The sequence below is a fragment of the Halostagnicola bangensis genome, from assembly GCF_054653435.1.
Window position 1 is genome coordinate 25,562 of the sequence record NZ_BAAIGG010000003.1, and the last position, 17,427, is coordinate 42,988.

A 17,427-nucleotide genomic window follows, 5' to 3' on the forward strand; every position below is an offset into this window, starting at 1 on the left:
CAACCGTAAAACACGAAAAAGGAATCAACAATGGTAACGTTGTTACTTGGCCAGCGCCTTTACCTCTAGTTTTTCGAGCTCCTCGAGGGCAGCATTCGCGTTGACAAGCCCCGATCCCTCTTCGTTGTGTCCGAGTCCGAGATCTTCTGCGGATGCGGTGAGGATTTTGCGGATTTCGTCAGTAGAGAGGCCGTGTGCGGCCAGCAACGATGCGGTACCAGTCACGTGCGGCGTGGCCATCGAAGTGCCTTCCATGACCCCATACTGACTGCCAGGAATCGTCGATAACACAGCGGTCCCAGGAGCGACCAGGTTCACTTCGGGGCCCGTGTTCGAAAACGGTGCCAGCGAACCGTCTTGCGCGATCGCGCCCACGGCGACCGCTTCCTCGTGTGCCGCAGGGTAGTCCACCTGCGGGAGGCCCTCGTTACCCGTCGCTGCAACGACCAAGAGCCCCTCTTCGTGGGCGAACCGCACAGCCTCGGTCTGTGTCTGCGATGTCTCCTGTTCGGTCACGCTGATATTGGCAACATCGTAGCCCTGACGTGCCGCGTACTCGATCCCGGCAGCGATGTTCGCATCGGTTCCAGTTCCCTGGTTGTCGAGTACCTTCACCGGATGGAGCGTCGCGGATGGACTCACACCAATGACACCAATATCGTTATCGAGTGCTGCTATCGTCCCCGACACGTGCGTGCCGTGGCCGAAGTCATCAGCCCACTTTTCACTGCTCTCGATTGTGGTCTCAACGAAGGCAACACCCTCGCCGATGTTGGCATGTAAGTTTTCGTGCGTGGGGTCGATACCGGAATCGATGACCGCAACGTGGACGTCACACCCGGTCTCGCCGAGTTCGTGTGCAACAAGAGCACCAACTCGTTCGATTCCCCAGGGATTCCATTGCTCGACTTCAAGTTCCTCTAGCAGTTGGTGGTCTGGATCGGAGTCAGGGAGATCGATACTCTGCGCGGCGTTCGCTTCGACGAATCGGATATCCTCATGGTCACCAAGGGCATCGAGGTTACTCTCTGCTACCTCGACCGTCGTGATATCCAGTGCCTCGAACTCGTGGTGGACTTCCACCGCAAGACCTCTCGCGTGTTCCCTTCCTGCCTCAGTCTCGTGGCCGACGTTGTACTGGCTCGTCGCCTCTGCGTCGTCCTGTGCTGCAGCTGTTCCGATGCTTCCAAGCGCTGCAGTTGCGATTCCTGCCGTGGCAGCTGCTCGGAGATACGATCGTCGTCCAATCCGGTTCTCGAAATGCGTTTCAGGTGGTTTGTTCATAGACGAACCAGTCGCTATGACCACTGAGTAGGTATTCGTTCACTCACGAGTACATATTATGTATTTGATTATTAGTATCTATAGAGAGTGTCAAACCCAACAAAAATTGCAACATACGTGTGAGATTATGGGGAGTATTATCGTGCTCGAGGCAATCATAACAACAGCCTACTACCATCGGGTTTACTCGCGCGAGGAGTCCGGCTAGTTCCGAAATCACCGTTGTAATCTTCTAGAAATATATCGAGAGAAAGAGTGTTTCAACCGACGACCTATGCGCTTAGTGACTCCATATCCTCTGGGGCACTGTCTAGTTGAGTCAGCCTGAAAAGTGAGCAGGTCGTTAAGTTGATTTGGATAATGCTCTCAGACCTGCTCAGTGAGAGCTACGACGCGGATTTAGAAGAATCTGGGGAGATCGATTGAGATTGCGACCGAGGTCAGCACTACTGACGATATTCTGAACGGTGACTTCCGGATCCTGTGCAACCTCAATTTGGAGATTCTGAAATGTGTCGAAGACTATTTCCATACTCTCATGTGCACCCTCGAGACTTTTTGCGCCAGTACAGACGATCCATGGCCGGGAGTGGCACCATTGGACGTATTTTAACAGCACCCGAGGCCAAAGCTGAGATGGAGGAACAAACCACTGTTGAAGCAATCACCGGGAAGGGGCTCCGAGGTGATCGTTACTTTAGCGAGATTGAGACGGGAACCCTCGTCGAGTGGGACTCAGATGAGGAACGCCAGGATGGGTATGACCTCACGTTAGTCGAACAGGAGGCTATTACAGCGATCGAACGTGAAGGGGTGATCGAGCTCGCACCGGGAGAACACCGACGAAACATCGAAACCCGTGACGTCGCACTCAATCATCTTGTTGGACAACGATTCCGAATCGGCGACATCGTCTGTCGAGGCGATCGACTGTGTAAACCGTGCAACCATCTTCAGCGCATCACTCAGGACGGCGTACTGCAGGCGCTGCTGGCCGCCTACGAGGCTGCCACTTCAACGTTCCTCGGGAGACATCCCTCGAGGACGTCGCCGCATCGCTCGATCGTCGCTCGCCGAGCGGTTGCATCGCGGCCAGGCCCATCTTCTCGAGCACTACTTCTTCGACGAACTAAATTAAACCCCATATTATGAGGGGAAGTCGTCATTTGTGTGTCCCCCGTCGAATCACCTGTACGATGATGCACGAACGCACAACCCACGCTGATGATCTCATGACATCGTATTCAGCCGGCAAGGCGAGCCTATCCGAGCCGTCTCCCCTGATTCTGTTCACGAGGAAAGACACGTCCGGATTACCTCGGTCTGTACACGATATCGTCGCGACCGACGGAGGGTGGACGTGCTCCTGATCGGCACGGCTGCTGGTGTCTACCGCGCGCCGATTGATTCGGTCGACGACGCGACGCTGGTGCTCGACGGCGAGCGCGTCCTTCGCGTGCGCGTCTTCGGCGACACGGCCTACGCGGCGACGAGTTCGGGATTGTTCCGCTCGAACGATGGTGGCGACACGTGGCGCGATCTCGGCGTTCCCCAGCGCGAAGTCTTCTCGGTCCTCGAAACGTCGGACGGGAAGCGCCTCTTCGCTGGAACTCACCCTGCCCACCTGTTCGTTTCCACGGATGGAGGCGAGTCGTGGCGCGAACGAAAGAGCCTGCTTGAGCTACCGTCGTACGAGACGTGGCGTACCCCTCGCCACCGCGACGAGGGTAGGGTTCACAGCCTCGGTATCCATCCCGACGCCCCGAAGCGGCTCGTCGCCGGAATCGAAGTCGGGGGCGTCCTCGTCAGCGACGACAACGGGGCAACGTGGACGGAACGCCGAGAGGAGATACACGATGATGTCCACCACGTCCTCGTCCTGGGTGAAACAGAATACGTCGCCTCGACGGGGGGCGGCCTCTATCGCACACGTGATGCGGGGCTGTCGTGGACGCGCCTCGACGAGGGACTGGATCGCAGCTACTTCGTCGAGACGGTCGCCGCGAATGGCCGGCTCTACGCGGCCGGCGCTGTGCCACCGCCGGCCTGGGACGGTGAACGCGGCCCGGATGCGCAGTTGTACGAATCGACCGACGACGGCGATACGTTCGAGACCGTCCCGTCTCCAGTCGGGCCCGACGGGTTCGTCTTCGCCTGGACCGTCCGCGACGCTACTCGCGACGACGTCCTCGCAGCGGCGTACGACGGCCGCGTCCTTCGGCGCGACGGCGGCGGGTGGCAGACGATCGGAGCGGTCTCCGGGAAAACGCACTCGATCGCCGTGGGGTGATTCTCGACGATCGAGCCCATGCAGCGACCTCCGAACGGAGTGTTGCTGCATCCGGAATTCAGTGGTCAAGACATTGGCGAGTGAGAACGTTAATTTCGATTTCAGCCATGTTGAGCCAGCTGCCGTGAACCGGAGTGAAATAAAACTCGAGCCGTTCGAGTATCCGCCAGGCTTCGGCCGGCGGATACGTCTCGTACAGCGCTCCGGGGTGGTGTGTGTTCAGATTATCTAAGACAACGCGAATGACATCTGCGTCGGGATACTGTTCAACCAGTGCGTGCATCGCGTTCGCCCTATCTTGTTTTGTGCGGCGGTCGGTGACGGTCATCTCCTGCCAGCCAACGAGCGGCTCAGAATAGACGAAGAGGTTGCGCGTACCGTTGCGTTTGTAGGTATAGTCATGGTGAGCGTCCCTGCCCGGTTCCGCGGCAGGGACGCCTTCCCATCGCCACGAAGGTGAACAGGACATTCATCAAAACAGACAACGGGATGGAGAGGGGCGTATGGATCGTGGTAGAGATCGAGAACGCCCTCCGTTCGTGCGACAAAATCAGCGTTGTTCTCGGGTGGAATCACCCATTGGCTCGAATTCCACGGTTTCAGGTCGTTTTTTTAGAACCTGACGAACCGTCTCGTAGGGGATCGACTCGACATTGATCTCCTCGAGTTTGACGAGTTTGTCGGACGGATACCGAACCGGGATGAAGTGCCCGTTGTGCGACACGTGCGGACAGATGTCGGTACGGACTGCTTGCTCGTTAGGTTTCGGAGATCGTTACTCGAAGTTCGCCATCTACTTCGTAGAGGTAACCGCGATTGATCAGCCCGGACAACGTGTGGACCGCATCTCCCGCATCGAGATTTAACTGCTCGGCGTTTCGAAGGACCTCGAGGGCGTTTTCACGCGGAATTGCCTGCCTGTTCTGGGGCTTCCCTGCGTTGTGCCCGTGTGCAACGAGGGTTTCGTAGGCATCCACAATCCACGCTGGGAGCGGCGGGCGCGAGTCGGTGAGACCGTTCATGGCAACGTCGTACTGCAATCGTTCACGCGCGACGCGGTTAAGAATACTCCCCGATGGGACGCCGAATTGACGTTGGACGTTCGACGGCCGACAGCGGTACGATGGGACTGGGAGACCGGTACGAACAGTTCTCCCCCTCGGAAGCTGACGACTCCGCCGAAGCGATTAGTCGTCACTACTCGCTGCAAACCGTTCCTCGTGATATCGCGCCTCCTGTTCGTCCAGCACTGCCTGTCGCTTTTGCTTTGCCGTGTCAGATAGCATTTCCTCGGACCACTCGAACCCGCCATCAGTTTCGAGTTCGACCGATTCGATTCCCGCAAGATCGCCGACCCTCCCCTCGACTTCCTCGAAAAAATACGGGACCATGTGACACGTTAGCGTTGTCAGCCGCATAGAAACGTGAACGTGATTCTCGGAAACGTCGATAGATTTCACCAGCCCCATCTCGACGATATCGAGGTTCGACCCGGTCGCGGCGCTGCACGGATCGACGATCTCTCGAAGCGATTCCCGAACGGCCTCGACTGTCGTCACGAGGAGGCCACCTCGAAACCGGTCGTCGACCACGGCTCTTCGACTAGGGTCGCATCACTGTACTCATCATCGGCCGTCTGTGCCTCGAGTTCCTCGAGATCGAATCCGTGCGCTTGCGCGAAGTTTTCGCCGAGGATCTTTCGTTTATCCTCCTGTGTAATAGTGAAACTTCCGTTCAGGCTTTCCATTTCCGGAAAGTCAAAATCCCAGAACCGTTCAAGCAACAACTGCGGATGGAAGTGAGGTGCACCGGTCCCCCAGATGATCTTATTGATCGCGCGCTTGCCACCGGCGTAGAGGAGATCCTGCATCGTCTCTGCGAACGTCTTCGGTGTCGTAACTGCCTCTGCGAGGGTTAACTCCAGGTTGACGTAGACGTTGGGGAATCGTGCAATCTGCCAGCCGGTTTCTCGAGCGAACGTCAGGCCACCGTGGACGATTTCGAACGTCAAATCGGGGAAGCTCGCGGCCGCTTCTTCGACGTCCCCGACCTCGTAGGAGTCCATCGGAACCGCACCGAACGGCATCGCCTTGTGAACAGCGACGACGTCGAGTCCGAGATCAGCCACGTGCTCCCACAGCGGAAACGCCATTTCCGGGTCGTCCATCTTGAACCCGTGGTGTGTACCGTTTTCCTCCCAGTAGGAGGGGTAGACTTTCACGCCGTGGGGATCGAACGCTTCGACCTGTCGTGTCAGCTCACCCTGTGGATCCTCGAGTCCAACCGCGTCGATGCTGCCGAGGGCGACACCACGCGTTGGGTTACGCTCGGTAAACGTCTGTGCTTTCTCGAGGGCCGTCAGCCCGTCGTGAAAGACCGTAATCGATTGTGGATGAAACACCGAAAAATCCGTCTGACTTTCTCGAAACAGCACGTCTTCGGTGTATTCAACAGGCCAATCACTCAAAAACGTCTCTGCTGTTCGTTTGTATTCGTCGGGCATCGCGTCCTCGAGGCCGACCCCAATGTCTGCAATTTGTTCTGCGTACCTCGGAACGCGGAAGTTCGATTCAGCTTGATTATATGCGTGGGAAACGGCGTCGACTACGAACACATCGTCAAGCAATACCATACATATATTGTATGATCAATCACCATAAATCTGTGGCCACCCGTTCAGATCGTATTTAGTGTGTTTCATTGTGCCAGAAATGAAAAATATCGTTCCGCGAATTAGCCGTCTCTGGATCGATATGGCTAAACAAGTTTGATAACGAAGACGTTCTCCTTTTTATCTCTGCGAATACATGTTTGTCGGTGTTGCGATTACCGTGACGTTCGTACCGAAATTCGAGGCCGTATCGGTAGAGCGCGACTCTCAGCCAGACGGCTGAATCGATTAGAGAGACAGCGTCTTCGACATCGTGTTTTCCACAAGTTCCACGAGAAACCTTCTGGTGAGAGCAGTTTTCCGTACGGAGTACAGCCGAACGTCGGCATCGGTTTGTCGTCGACTCAGCCACTGCGTACAACAGTACTGTTTCCTATCGATCCAGTTCAACCTCGCGTCTAGCACAACTCTGTTCGGCTCAGTGCCCTCAACAGGAGCAAAGCCGTCTTTGTGCACCTAATCGTGGATCACTTTTCGACTCCGTTCGACAGCGCAATTCTCTAATCTCTAAACTGTGTCCATAAGTTAGAGAAAGTCTAGGTGAAATCGAATACCGAGTGCCAGCAGGTCGCACGGTGTCGCTCTCATTGCACGAATTTATCACAACGCATGATCGGAGGGTCTGTTCCTGAACCACTGCTAACGAACGTGTGGACCAACACAACTTTGAGCTGCCCGTTTCGCTTTCTCGTGGAAAATGCTCAGTCGGTTTGAAAGCCGAGTCTATCGGTTGTCCTCGGTGTATGGGACGGGGGCCACCGTCGCTGCGATTTCGGTTTGCTCGTGCTGTTCAACTGCTGGATTCTTCGAATCTTCTGGTTCTCCCCAGATGAGAGTGACGTCCGTACCCGGATCGCTGAGTTCGGTGTCAACGACAGCTAAAGAGATCATCGCGCGCTCGTTGTAGACGTATGCAGCCCACATCGACATTCCAGCAAGCTCTCCGTTTTTCGTCACCGCGTCGTGATGAGACGCCGATCGCCACGGAACGGGGAAGTCCATGAATTTGTTCGTCTTCCCTTCTTCGAACAGAGATCCGAACGCATCGACGACATCGCTCGAATCCCACTCGAGGGTCACGAGCGTCCGATCGGGGTCTGCAACCTCTGCCTCGAGCGCTTCTCGGCCGACAAACTCGTGGTCGAATTCGATGATGCGGTCATAGCCGAGCTCGACTGGCGTAACGTAATAGTCCGTAATGTCATCGGAGTCGAGGCTGCCAGCGATCGAGTAATGGCCTTCGATGCTGCGAGCGTCGAGCCATTCCCGGTATTCTTGCATCTCCTCGCAGTCGTAGATCGCAGGGAGGGGCATGCCGACCCAACCCGAGACGACAGCCGAGCTCCCGTAACTTTTGGCTCCAAGTTGACGCACTCCGTACTTTTCGCCAGTAGAAAGCACGGTCTCTTTAACCGCATCTGCATCTGCCCAAGGGCCCCAGAATTCGAAGCCAGCTTCCCCGGCCATCCCGTGTCGAAGGACGGTGACATCACAGCCCTGAATGGTGACATCAGTGAAGTTGAAAAAGCCGATATCCGGGAGGGGATCGTCGGTCACTTCTTCCATGAGCTGGACGGCGTTTGGACCCTGCAACTGGAAGCGATAATTGGTCGGCGGCCCGTCTCGGACGCCGGACGTCTCGTCACGTTCGGTCGTGACATCGTACCCTCCTGTTTCGACGTGATACTGTATCCAGTTCGGTGCCAGTGGCGGTCCGACGAGGACGAACTCCTCCTCCTCGAGGTAAAAGAGGATGCCGTCGCCGATGAAATAGCCGTTCGGGTTCGCAACGACGAGTTGCTTTGCGTTCCCCGGTTCGAACCCGTCGAAGCTATTGACGGCGAGATCGCTGAGTAACTCAAGCGCATCCGGTCCGTCGATCCAGTAATCGACCATGTGGTGGGATTGGTCGGCGAACGAGCACGTCTCTCTCCACGCGCGTTGTTCCGCTATCCAGTGTGTATGTTCGTCGGGGACGTTGGGGAATCCGAACGATCCACTTCCGATGTCTCGGAACAGTTCGACAGGTGATTCAGCTGTATTGACTATTTGCTCCACATTTTCATACACCATGTATTAGCTATCACCTTATTTGGAACCGTTCTACTAATATCTTGCTGTCAGTAGTTTTCGTCAAGGCAACGGATAATCGCTACCGATGAGACCGGATCTCACTACGCATCTACCGTGTGTGAGATGTTTGTCAGTCGGACACCGTTCTTCATGCTGTCATCGAAATTCGCTGTGTGTTCAGCAAAGGTAGGATACCCTCCGAAGTAGTCTGTAGTGTTGTGATTTTCTGGAAACTACTGCTCGGCTCGTCAGAGTATATCGGACCAAAATCGCTAAATGAACGAGAGTGACTAGAGCGGTCACCAAAAACTCCGTTCGGTCTCTGAAGGTTATTACGTTGATCAAAATTCCTCCTCCGTCTCACGACCAAAGTTACTTGTACACACATACGATTGTAAAGACCTAGTATATAAACAGGGTTTAAATGAATACACACAGAGCGTTAGCTAGTGGTTGTACATCTCGTCCGATATATAGTAACAGACGAGTCGTACGGTGTGGAGTTTCGGATCGAAACTAATTCTTGCCGAAAGCTACGCGTGCTGTCTATGAACTCTACTACGAGCAACTCGAGTCGCTTTCGGTTGTGCGTATGCGGGTATGGATGACTGCATCGTCGCGAGTTGCGTTGTCTTTGGATGCTTCCCAGTCAGCGGTCGAGTTGACTTCGGGAAGGATAACGGTCGCACAGATATGACTGCAATCCCGTGTGAAACCCTCTTTCGGCAGCAGCTGATAGCAACGGGCGTTCTATTAAACGATTTGTGGCAGAGTGTGACGGCAGGCAATTTTGCTGGAGAGTTGGATACACTCACGTACACGGGTAGTTTTTCAATTAGACCACTGTTTATCTTTAGTTCTCACGCCGGTTGGGAACTGTGACGTCTCATCCGCGAATAGTCAATTCCCAAAGTTATATATACATATCCGCCTATGCGCATTCCATGGGAAAACATAGCAGACGACACTTTATCAGTTCAACAATCGGTATCGCTGGGGTAGGGTTGACGGCAGGTTGCATGGACGATTCGGATAGTTCATTGCGAATGAGCTACCTTGTACCACCCGACAATGGAAATTCACTTATGGCCGTCCCGGAGATCCAAGAAGAACTTGATCATCTCGGGGAAGAGTACGAACTGGATCCACAACAGGATCAAGCGACACCCGATGCAGTTACAGCTATCGCGGCCGATGAGCTCGATATTGCAACGTTAACGCCGACGAGTTACGCCTCGGCAATCACAAACGATGCTGTTCCAGGAGGGATGATGGCTGTCGCCAGTGACTATTACGATGCACATCCAGACTATTACGGACAAACTTTGTTCAGTCATCCAGATTCCGATATCGAGGAGATTCAAGATTTAGAAGACACGTACATCGGCGTGAATGCACTTGAAACGGAAAGTCATTTACTTTGCTTGAGTGCACTGGAGAGCGAAGGACTCAGTGAGGACGACGTTGAATTCGTTGAACAGCCGATGCCGACATACACCGAAGGAATGGAAGAAGGCGTGCTCGATGCCGGGTTGCTTCCAGCATCCTTCGGCAGCGAAGCAATAGATGAAGGCTTTAATGAGGTGTTCACGAGCCAGGAAATCAAGGACGAACCGTACCCCTTCGCGTTTATTTGTATCTCGCAAAACACAGTCGAAGAAAACGAGTCTGCTGTCGAAGCGTGGGTGGATGATTATTCAACTGCGATAAACTACGCGCTCGAGAACCGTTCGGATCTAATAGCAACCGTTAGCGAACATTTCGACCGGAGCGAAGAAGCAATCGATTCTTACTGGCTCACTGATCGAGATTTCTATCGAGAGAGTTTAGATATTGATACTGATGCATTGCAGAATAGGGTCAGCGAACTCGAGGATTTCGGATTTATAGAGGAGAGTTTTGACGTGAGCGATCATGTTTCGAACGATTATATCCAGAGTTCGTAGTTCCGTCCGTTCGTGGTGTTCGACAGACGTGCGTTTCCCGTCGCCCGACTCGCACAAAATCAGAATTGTATCGGTGCCCGGGTCGATGCACTCGCCGTCGACATCGGCGAGTGATAGCATTGCCCGGTAGTCGGAGGTGGACGAGATCGGTAGGGAGTCACCGGTAGAGGTGCCGTTTCCCTGGACCGCGTCGTAGTGGGTGTTGACCGTCACGGCATCGGGAAATCGATCTGCTCTACTGCCTCTAGTTTCCGAAATAGCGACACAAAGACGGCGATGACGTTCTCCTCGTTTCACTCGAGACTCGACGGACCAACTGCCCATCCTCAAGGAAAGAACCCGGGATGATCACCGGCGGAGTCTCGCTATACCAAACCGATACTGTCGAAACGTGGTTCCAGAGCTAAACATCTTACTGAAACCAACTGATCATCTCGTCCGAGCTATCCTAACGCTTTTTAGAGATGAAGGTAAACTCGTTTTATGACAAATCAATCAAACGGGCTCAAAACTGTTGTCAAAGTATTCGAGGTAGTGGAAATACTAAACGAAGAGTATGAAATAACGCCATCTGAACTTGCTAATCGAATGGATACGACGAGAAGTACGGCGTACGACTATTTGTCGACACTTGATACGATAGGAATTGTGATAAATGATGGCGGATCGTATCGACTAGGGTATAGATGCCTAGAACACGGTGGTCGCCTCAGGTATCGAAACCGGTTTTTCAAAGCTGGAAAAGTTCCTTTGCGGAAACTTGCGGCAGAAACTGGTGAACACTGTAGTCTCGGAGTGGAAGAAGGGGGTGAATGGGTCCTATTATACAATGATAATGAGCTGGAATCTTTCAATCTGGGCTCGTACTCAGGTATGCGAACCTCGATTCATACTCATGCCGCGGGAAAAGTTATTCTCTCTCAACTATCAGATGCGAGAGTCGATGAAATTATCGAATCACGTGGGCTCGAGCCGGTTACTGAGCATACTATAACGGACGACGAAAAATTAAAATCGGAGCTCGCAAAGATAGAATCCAAGGGGTACGCAGTGGATTGGAACCAAGAGACGATGGGATTGGGTTTTGTTGCGTCACCCGTCGTCGTCGATGGTATACTGCTCGGGACAGTTGCTATTGGATGTCCGACTGGTCGTCTCAAAGACAAAGAATACAAAAATACGCTCATTCAGCAAGTGATAGCCACAACGGACGAAATTGAAGTCTCATACCAGTACACATAATATAGGTTCTCGAGGAACGCTCGATACCGAGTAGTTCGGGCCTGCAACGACCTCCGTACTGACATTCCCGCGAATGGAGACTCGACCCGAACACCCCGACGAGTATCGAGGCGCCATCGTTCTGCCAGACTGCATCAGACTCTACGTTTACGGTCTTTTTGAGCGGGTTGGCGCGTTGCATGGACGCTTCTCGCCACCGCTTGTTCAGTTCTCAAACCCGCATCGAGGCAGTGATTCGAACATGATACTGACGAGAACACCGAATTTCCGTGCCCTCGAGGATCGACGGAGATATCCACTTCGGTGCCTTCTAGACCGGTTCGATTGGGGAGAGATATGGCACCTCATCTGAGAGGAACGCGGAATCGATCCGGAGGTGGTGGCGCTCGTACGTCAGAGGTGTATAATACGAGCATAGCCAAGAAGAGCGACCTCTACTAACCAAATTCCGACGTTCGAAGTCGAGGCCTATCACCACTGCGGAGGTCCCTACTCCGACTATGTTAGCGGTCGAGTTGTATCCGCGCGAGATTTTTTGATCCTGGTGCTGTTTTCCAATCCGTTGCGATGGTGGTGTTCAGAGAAGGTTGAAGGAGTGAGGCGTGGCGTTTTCAAGGTGATTCATGCCCGAAAACACACGCCTCAGTCCTATATCGGCCAGATTGACTTGGGTTTTGTGGAGCGAGAGGCAACACCGCGACTGTTGATGAAGCTCAGTATTCAGCTTCATCTCGTCGGTCTCTCGCTTTCGGATACTGTTCGTATTCTCGAGACCTTCAGTGTTGAACGCGCTCGATCAACTGTCCATAACTGGGTTCACAAAGCCGACCTACAGCCAGATTCTGGTCGGAATCCTGATCAGGTTGCGGTTGACGAAACCGTAATCCGACTCAACGACGAGCAGTACTGGCTGTATGCTGTGGTTGATCACGAATCGATCGGATTACTCCATATACAGCTTGAGCCGACCAGAAACAAAGTAATAGCAAGTTCATTCATTGCGGAATTGTGCAAGAAACACGACGTCAACGACGCCGTGTTTCTCGTCGACGGCGACAAAGCACTGAACTACGCCTGCCAACGACATGATCTCGATTTCAGATACGAACGCCAGGGAAATCGGAACAGCGCTGAGCATGTCTTTCGAGAGGTAAAACGATGAGCCTCTTCGTTTTCAAACTATATTAGTAATGCATACGTGGAAACAGCTGACGAGTGGCTCAGATCGTTCGCCTTTGCATGGAATCAGCTTATCTGAACACGATGTCAGTATCAGTCTCGAATCTCATCGATGCCGCTGGCAACATCCTTCGCCTGAATATCAGAATACGACTCATGCGTTGTCTCGATGGATTTGTGACGAAGAGCCGACTGTGCCAACTCCGAGTGGCCTTTTTCGTACAATTCAGCTCCTAACGCCCGTCTCGCGCCATGGGGTTTCAGATAGTCATCATCCTCGAGTTCGATTCCAGCTTCCTTCGTGAGCCGTTTCATCACTGATCGCCCGCCAGCTTTCGTGATCGACGGCGGCGCCACCTCAGCAGTTCGAAGCGCCTCATCAATGGACACATCTGGATCAGGTTCCTCGCCAACCCTCTCACGATACGCTGCATATTTTGAGGGAGCGTGATCAGTGGGAAAGACAGGCCACTCCTCCGTCGGTGGATCCGCAACGCGTCGATATCGTTGCAACGCCCCTCGAGCATCTGACGGAAGACCCACGCGCTCGTACTGACGGGACTTTCCGAATACCTCGAGAGAGTGATTCTCGAGGTCGATGTCGCCCCAGGTCACGCCGTTGCGGGCGTCGTCACGCGGATCACGGAAGAGTTCAGCGCCACGAACGCCAGCCTCGGCCAGCAGGACCACGATTGCCCGGTCTCGATAGGCGATTTTCCGAGAGACGTCTATGGAGTCCTCGAGGGCCAGATCCACGCGTTCGGTGACGTAACTGATGAGTTGTTGGCGCTGGTCGGGTTCCCAGAACTGGCGTTCTCGATCGCCTTTATCTTCGGGGAGAAACTCTTCTGAGCGCTGTGTGTTTGCCGGATTTGTATCTAGCAACTCGTCTCGAACGCAAAACGAAAGAAACGCACGCACGTATTTGAAGTACGTATTCGCCGTCGACGCTGCCAGATCCTGGTCGATGTACCGCTCGCGAAGGTACATTCCGTACTCCCGGAGCGTGTTCGTCTCGAGTTGATCGACTCGCTTCACACCTTCTCCGTCACAGAAACTCGCGAATTCAGTGAGCGGCGAGCGCATCGTCGACCGGGAGCCGCCCGAGTCCAGCGATCCGAGATAGCGCGAAACCGCCTCCTCGAGAGTCCTCCCCCCGCGGTCAGCCCGTCGATCAGTCGATCCAGACATTCACTTGTGGGGTACAGTGTCGACCCACATAAATCTACTTTGTTAAACTGGTGTTTAACGAAGTGAATTCTGTATCGACTATTCCAGCCATTTTCGGTGTGCTCGAGTGCCCTACGACTCAAAATCCAGATCTATAAAGCATATAGTGCTATATAAAATTTGCCAGTCTGATGTTCAGAGGTTCGGAAGGTAGATTCCTACAAACCACTAGATCACATATGGTTATTCGAAGGAACAAACCGTCTTATGGGATTTCGGGGCAAAACCCTATCGTATAAATGATGGTATAGTGGTCTTTGTCCCGGTATCATCCACAATCGAAACCTGTGTTCAGATAGGCATAGGTATCCGGTAATTCTGCTATCCTCGATCATATCCATAAACACCGTGTCTTGACGGTTCTAGATTAATTGATGGTGTGGCTCGAGAGAGGTTGATTTCTACTCGGAGAAATTTCTTGGTCGCGTTGCAAAGCGGTCTAGACTTTGCTCGTCCGAGCCGGAGCGCAAGTCTACAAGATGTCTCTCAGAGTCCCAAATCACCGTGCACTCGGTCACGCAGTTCTAAACCTGTAATAGATGAAAACAGCGTTTAGCATAGCCACAAACTCTAGAGGACTTTACGACGCGATCAATACATTGAGGGTGACCAGTAGTTGCGTGATTGTCGACTACAACGCCACTAACAATAGTTTCGAGTTTGTGGATTCTATTTCACCTTCTGTGAAGTCGCGCACCAACTACCCTAAAATATAGCAGCCAAAATCAGAACTACTACTAACGAGTGTTTGATTCGATGTTTTCGACCTATAGTATCAGAATTTTATCAAGGATGTCATTGCAGAATACGGTTCCGGCTCTTAGCGAAAAAGAGTCAACGACCTACAAAGGACCGTGAAAATGGATATTTCCATGCGGTACCAGAGATGGCTTTGACTGTTGCGATGAGAGCGAAGATTAATGTTGCCAAATAGGCCAATACCAGCACTATCATCAGTGCGATCCCAATCAACCCAAGAATTACACTGAGAGACTCCGGAAGAATTCCAAACTCGATTGTCGTTCCCCCAGCCTCAATTTCGTCCGCACCGAGAAAGAAGGTTACAAATGTCACAACAAACAAACCAAGTATGGATATATACCAGTTTACGGCATTTCGAGCGTTCGCTTTGGTATATTCATTCTGGGCAAGAACATACATTACGAGCGCGACTATCCCACCAGTCAAAAGACTCAGTGGATGAACAAGAATGCCCATAATCGATCGGTTACTTTCCTGTGATGAATCGTTTGATCCGTTCATATATCGGTATATCGTTAGTTGAGGTCATATAATACTATTGGTCTAATCACTTGATCTCTACTTCTATGGTTGGATATTGCTATCATTCAGACTCAGCCCCGTAGAGACTCTCTGTCCTGAATTCGGCCAATATTAGCGGCAAATACCGCATTATCTGATGTTAGTTGGCCACTCACCACGAACTGGGTGCTACCCGAATGGTCCTGCAAAACTGATAGGCTGGGAAGACTTCAATTTGATCTATGCTACTCAATTATCGGCAATCGCTGAAGTAGAATTATACATCGTGGTGAATATTCAGGCCTGTATAGATAGAAAACTCGGAAGAACAGTTTCACCACCTTCAGCAATCCCCTGACTCGGCATTATCGCGAGGATGGTGAGAACAGATTGAACGTCTCATGACTCAAGTAGCAGAAAAATGTTAGCGTAGGAGTCAGCGATGATCTACGGCGGGGCGCAAATGCGGTGTAGGATGGATGAGCGACAACAGCTCGCCAGTACAAGGATTGATCCCTATTCGTCTTTAGCTAAACTCACACCTCGGTTGTGTAGCGGTAGCGAGCGTCTCTTGTAACACTGGTCGTTGCTGGTGGATCTTCTGTGCATCTTCGATCAGTCGTTCTAACAGCGGTGGCGGCGAGTAACCGAGGTATTTGCCAAGTTCGTGGAGGATGAGCTGGGCGTGCGACCGGTAGTACCTCATAGAAGTTTTTGAGCAACAGGTGCGACAAAACAGAGCCAAGAGTCTCTTTCCTACCCACTCGTAATATGAGTTCCTCAATAACTTTCCCGGAGTACTACCGCGCCATTTCCGTAACTCCTCCGTTACTACTGGGTTCGCGCTCTCTTTCAGCCGACTCACGAAGTAGCCGTCGTTCTCATCGATCAACGCGAAGCGGCGGTACTTGAAGTAAGCTCGGTCGAAGAGAACGAGCCGTTCTTCAAGCCATGATCCTGTGTTGAACAACGTGCCGTCGTGCGTTTTTTCGTCAGTAACGTCGAGTCGTTCTATCGTCTGTTCAGTGGCGTTGTGGAGGGCTTGGAACTCCTCAGAGAGAAATTAGTGTAACCGCAGGACGGTTCCATCAGCGATCATCACGCTGCATGGCTATTTATATTCCGATATAAATTATCATTTTAATCTTTTATAGAATACACATTATATTATTGGAGTGTTCTAGGTATGGACATGGTGTCTTTCACTAGTTGTAGATTTAGAAATGTATTCCACCAAGACTGTTTTCCTATATGTAAAATATTAAGTTATGATATGATAGAGAATGAATTGCAATGAAAGAGAAGAAGGATAATCCATACAATAGCAGTGAAGCAAGTGGAAATGGAATGACTCGACGGAAAGCGCTTGCAGCCTCTTCTGGACTTGGTGGCGCGATATTTGGAATTAAACCTGTTGCTGGGAAGGAGTCAGGTGATGAACGCGAAGAGGAGTATACGACAGAGCAAGAACTCCGGGAGACTCTGGAGGAATCGGACCACATCTTTCTTGATCCGGATGTACGCCAACGATTCACAGAAGCAGAGACGGAGTCCATTTCTTCAACCGAAGATCTCGACCAAGCAGACACACCAGGCCCCGAACAACCCGATATCTACTATGGGAAGTACAAGAACGCAGAGCCCCCGTCGGGCCAGTACTATGAAATAGCCGAGGAAGGTGCATGGCGTGAACGAGATCACCCCATATCCCTCGGTGAAGACAACTTCCGTCCCCACGTCTCTGACCTCCTCACGGTAAGTGAGGACGTTGGCTGTACCACGATGGACTTTCCAGTAATTGGGGAACAAGAACCCTGCGTCGTCATCTCGGGCGGGTTTGAAATTTCGGGTACAACAGATGGAATGATAGGGGGTGAACTATTCTTAGATATCTCAGTTACTGCTGCGGGGCAGGAAGTAACAGTAAGTCCAGGTGGTTTCGGGTTCCACGTCGGACCGGATGATGTGGAGGGTTATTGTTTTGAACCAAATCTCAGTCTGCCCGGTCCCATGCCCGGAGGAGAGATCGAGATGTGCGGAGAAATAACACTTGAAACTAGAAATTCAGAACTCAGATTCGGACTCGGGGTTACCGGTCTAGATATCTGTGCAAACCCGTGTGGGCCGGTCAATTGTGAAGTCTGTGGTACCGTAATAAGTACGGGAGCTACAGTGAGGACTCCATGGGTCGACGTGGATGACCTTCCGATGGTTCCCACGATCCCAACCTAACTGATCCTTAGCAATCT

12 protein-coding genes and 4 pseudogenes are annotated in these 17,427 nt (G+C 52.4%); 6 read left to right on the forward strand and 10 right to left on the reverse strand.

The window, feature by feature from the left end:
• Window positions 1-42: 42 nt before the first annotated feature.
• On the reverse strand, window positions 43-1,284 hold the full coding sequence (locus ACYQ14_RS18180; RefSeq protein ID WP_459890178.1) for a S8 family peptidase: 1,242 nt from the start codon (window positions 1,282-1,284) through the stop codon (window positions 43-45).
• Between the two features lie 421 nt (window positions 1,285-1,705).
• Window positions 1,706-1,861, reverse strand: a pseudogene (locus tag ACYQ14_RS18185) (TATA-box-binding protein); the annotation flags it as partial.
• A gap of 2 nt (window positions 1,862-1,863) precedes the next feature.
• Here ACYQ14_RS18185 and ACYQ14_RS18190 point away from each other — a divergent pair.
• Together ACYQ14_RS18190 and ACYQ14_RS18195 are read left to right on the forward strand one after the other, a co-directional pair.
• Window positions 1,864-2,422 (forward strand): annotated as a pseudogene (locus tag ACYQ14_RS18190) (MOSC domain-containing protein).
• 222 nt (window positions 2,423-2,644) lie between these two features.
• Window positions 2,645-3,574: a WD40/YVTN/BNR-like repeat-containing protein gene (locus ACYQ14_RS18195; protein WP_459890179.1), complete on the forward strand. Its 930-nt coding sequence runs from the start codon at window positions 2,645-2,647 to the stop codon at window positions 3,572-3,574.
• Between the two features lie 58 nt (window positions 3,575-3,632).
• Here ACYQ14_RS18195 and ACYQ14_RS18200 read toward each other — a convergent pair whose 3' ends face one another.
• The 5 genes from ACYQ14_RS18200 to ACYQ14_RS18220 form a co-directional block, all read right to left on the reverse strand.
• Entirely contained in the window at window positions 3,633-4,043 is a 411-nt protein-coding gene (locus tag ACYQ14_RS18200) for a transposase (RefSeq protein ID WP_459890181.1), read from the reverse strand.
• A gap of 289 nt (window positions 4,044-4,332) precedes the next feature.
• Window positions 4,333-4,596, reverse strand: a complete 264-nt coding sequence (locus tag ACYQ14_RS18205) for a hypothetical protein (RefSeq protein ID WP_459890183.1) — start codon at window positions 4,594-4,596, stop codon at window positions 4,333-4,335.
• A gap of 165 nt (window positions 4,597-4,761) precedes the next feature.
• On the reverse strand, window positions 4,762-5,133 hold the full coding sequence (locus ACYQ14_RS18210) for a metal-sulfur cluster assembly factor (RefSeq protein ID WP_459890185.1): 372 nt from the start codon (window positions 5,131-5,133) through the stop codon (window positions 4,762-4,764).
• Window positions 5,130-6,206: an amidohydrolase family protein gene (locus ACYQ14_RS18215; protein ID WP_459890187.1), complete on the reverse strand. Its 1,077-nt coding sequence runs from the start codon at window positions 6,204-6,206 to the stop codon at window positions 5,130-5,132. The genes ACYQ14_RS18210 and ACYQ14_RS18215 overlap by 4 nt, the downstream gene beginning before the upstream one ends.
• Window positions 6,207-6,968: 762 nt before the next feature.
• Window positions 6,969-8,318, reverse strand: a complete 1,350-nt coding sequence (locus ACYQ14_RS18220; RefSeq protein WP_459890189.1) for an aminomethyl transferase family protein — start codon at window positions 8,316-8,318, stop codon at window positions 6,969-6,971.
• Between the two features lie 944 nt (window positions 8,319-9,262).
• Here ACYQ14_RS18220 and ACYQ14_RS18225 point away from each other — a divergent pair.
• From ACYQ14_RS18225 to ACYQ14_RS18235, 3 genes and pseudogenes are all read left to right on the forward strand, one after another.
• Entirely contained in the window at window positions 9,263-10,264 is a 1,002-nt protein-coding gene (locus ACYQ14_RS18225; protein WP_459890191.1) for an ABC transporter substrate-binding protein, read from the forward strand.
• 483 nt (window positions 10,265-10,747) lie between these two features.
• The gene (locus tag ACYQ14_RS18230) at window positions 10,748-11,506 is read left to right on the forward strand and encodes an IclR family transcriptional regulator (RefSeq protein ID WP_459890193.1); all 759 of its coding nucleotides are present in this window, start codon (window positions 10,748-10,750) and stop codon (window positions 11,504-11,506) included.
• Window positions 11,507-12,129: 623 nt separating this feature from the next.
• Window positions 12,130-12,764, forward strand: a pseudogene (locus ACYQ14_RS18235) (IS6 family transposase).
• A gap of 14 nt (window positions 12,765-12,778) precedes the next feature.
• Here the strand turns inward: ACYQ14_RS18235 and ACYQ14_RS18240 are convergent.
• From ACYQ14_RS18240 to ACYQ14_RS18250, 3 genes and pseudogenes are all read right to left on the reverse strand, one after another.
• Window positions 12,779-13,876 (reverse strand): tyrosine-type recombinase/integrase, encoded by a 1,098-nt coding sequence (locus tag ACYQ14_RS18240; RefSeq protein WP_459890195.1) that lies wholly within the window; start codon window positions 13,874-13,876, stop codon window positions 12,779-12,781.
• 873 nt (window positions 13,877-14,749) lie between these two features.
• Window positions 14,750-15,178 carry a magnetosome magnetite crystal formation protein family gene (locus tag ACYQ14_RS18245; protein WP_459890197.1) on the reverse strand — a complete coding sequence of 143 codons (429 nt, stop codon included), beginning with the start codon at window positions 15,176-15,178 and terminating at the stop codon, window positions 14,750-14,752.
• A gap of 526 nt (window positions 15,179-15,704) precedes the next feature.
• Window positions 15,705-16,280 (reverse strand): annotated as a pseudogene (locus tag ACYQ14_RS18250) (transposase); the annotation flags it as partial.
• Between the two features lie 191 nt (window positions 16,281-16,471).
• Here ACYQ14_RS18250 and ACYQ14_RS18255 point away from each other — a divergent pair.
• Window positions 16,472-17,410, forward strand: coding sequence for a hypothetical protein (locus tag ACYQ14_RS18255; RefSeq protein ID WP_459890199.1), 939 nt, complete (start codon window positions 16,472-16,474; stop codon window positions 17,408-17,410).
• Window positions 17,411-17,427 lie beyond the last annotated feature (17 nt).

Excerpts from the sequence above, each read along its gene's own strand:
- ACYQ14_RS18180 (WP_459890178.1), bottom strand. The coding sequence starts at position 1,284 with ATGAACAAACCACCTGAAACGCATTTCGAGAACCGGATTGGACGACGA.
- ACYQ14_RS18200 (WP_459890181.1), bottom strand. The coding sequence starts at position 4,043 with ATGTCCTGTTCACCTTCGTGGCGATGGGAAGGCGTCCCTGCCGCGGAA.
- ACYQ14_RS18205 (WP_459890183.1), bottom strand. The coding sequence starts at position 4,596 with ATGAACGGTCTCACCGACTCGCGCCCGCCGCTCCCAGCGTGGATTGTG.
- ACYQ14_RS18215 (WP_459890187.1), bottom strand. The coding sequence starts at position 6,206 with ATGGTATTGCTTGACGATGTGTTCGTAGTCGACGCCGTTTCCCACGCA.
- ACYQ14_RS18220 (WP_459890189.1), bottom strand. The coding sequence starts at position 8,318 with ATGGTGTATGAAAATGTGGAGCAAATAGTCAATACAGCTGAATCACCT.
- ACYQ14_RS18225 (WP_459890191.1), top strand. The coding sequence starts at position 9,263 with ATGGGAAAACATAGCAGACGACACTTTATCAGTTCAACAATCGGTATC.
- ACYQ14_RS18230 (WP_459890193.1), top strand. The coding sequence starts at position 10,748 with ATGACAAATCAATCAAACGGGCTCAAAACTGTTGTCAAAGTATTCGAG.
- ACYQ14_RS18240 (WP_459890195.1), bottom strand. The coding sequence starts at position 13,876 with ATGTCTGGATCGACTGATCGACGGGCTGACCGCGGGGGGAGGACTCTC.
- ACYQ14_RS18245 (WP_459890197.1), bottom strand. The coding sequence starts at position 15,178 with ATGAACGGATCAAACGATTCATCACAGGAAAGTAACCGATCGATTATG.
- ACYQ14_RS18255 (WP_459890199.1), top strand. The coding sequence starts at position 16,472 with ATGAAAGAGAAGAAGGATAATCCATACAATAGCAGTGAAGCAAGTGGA.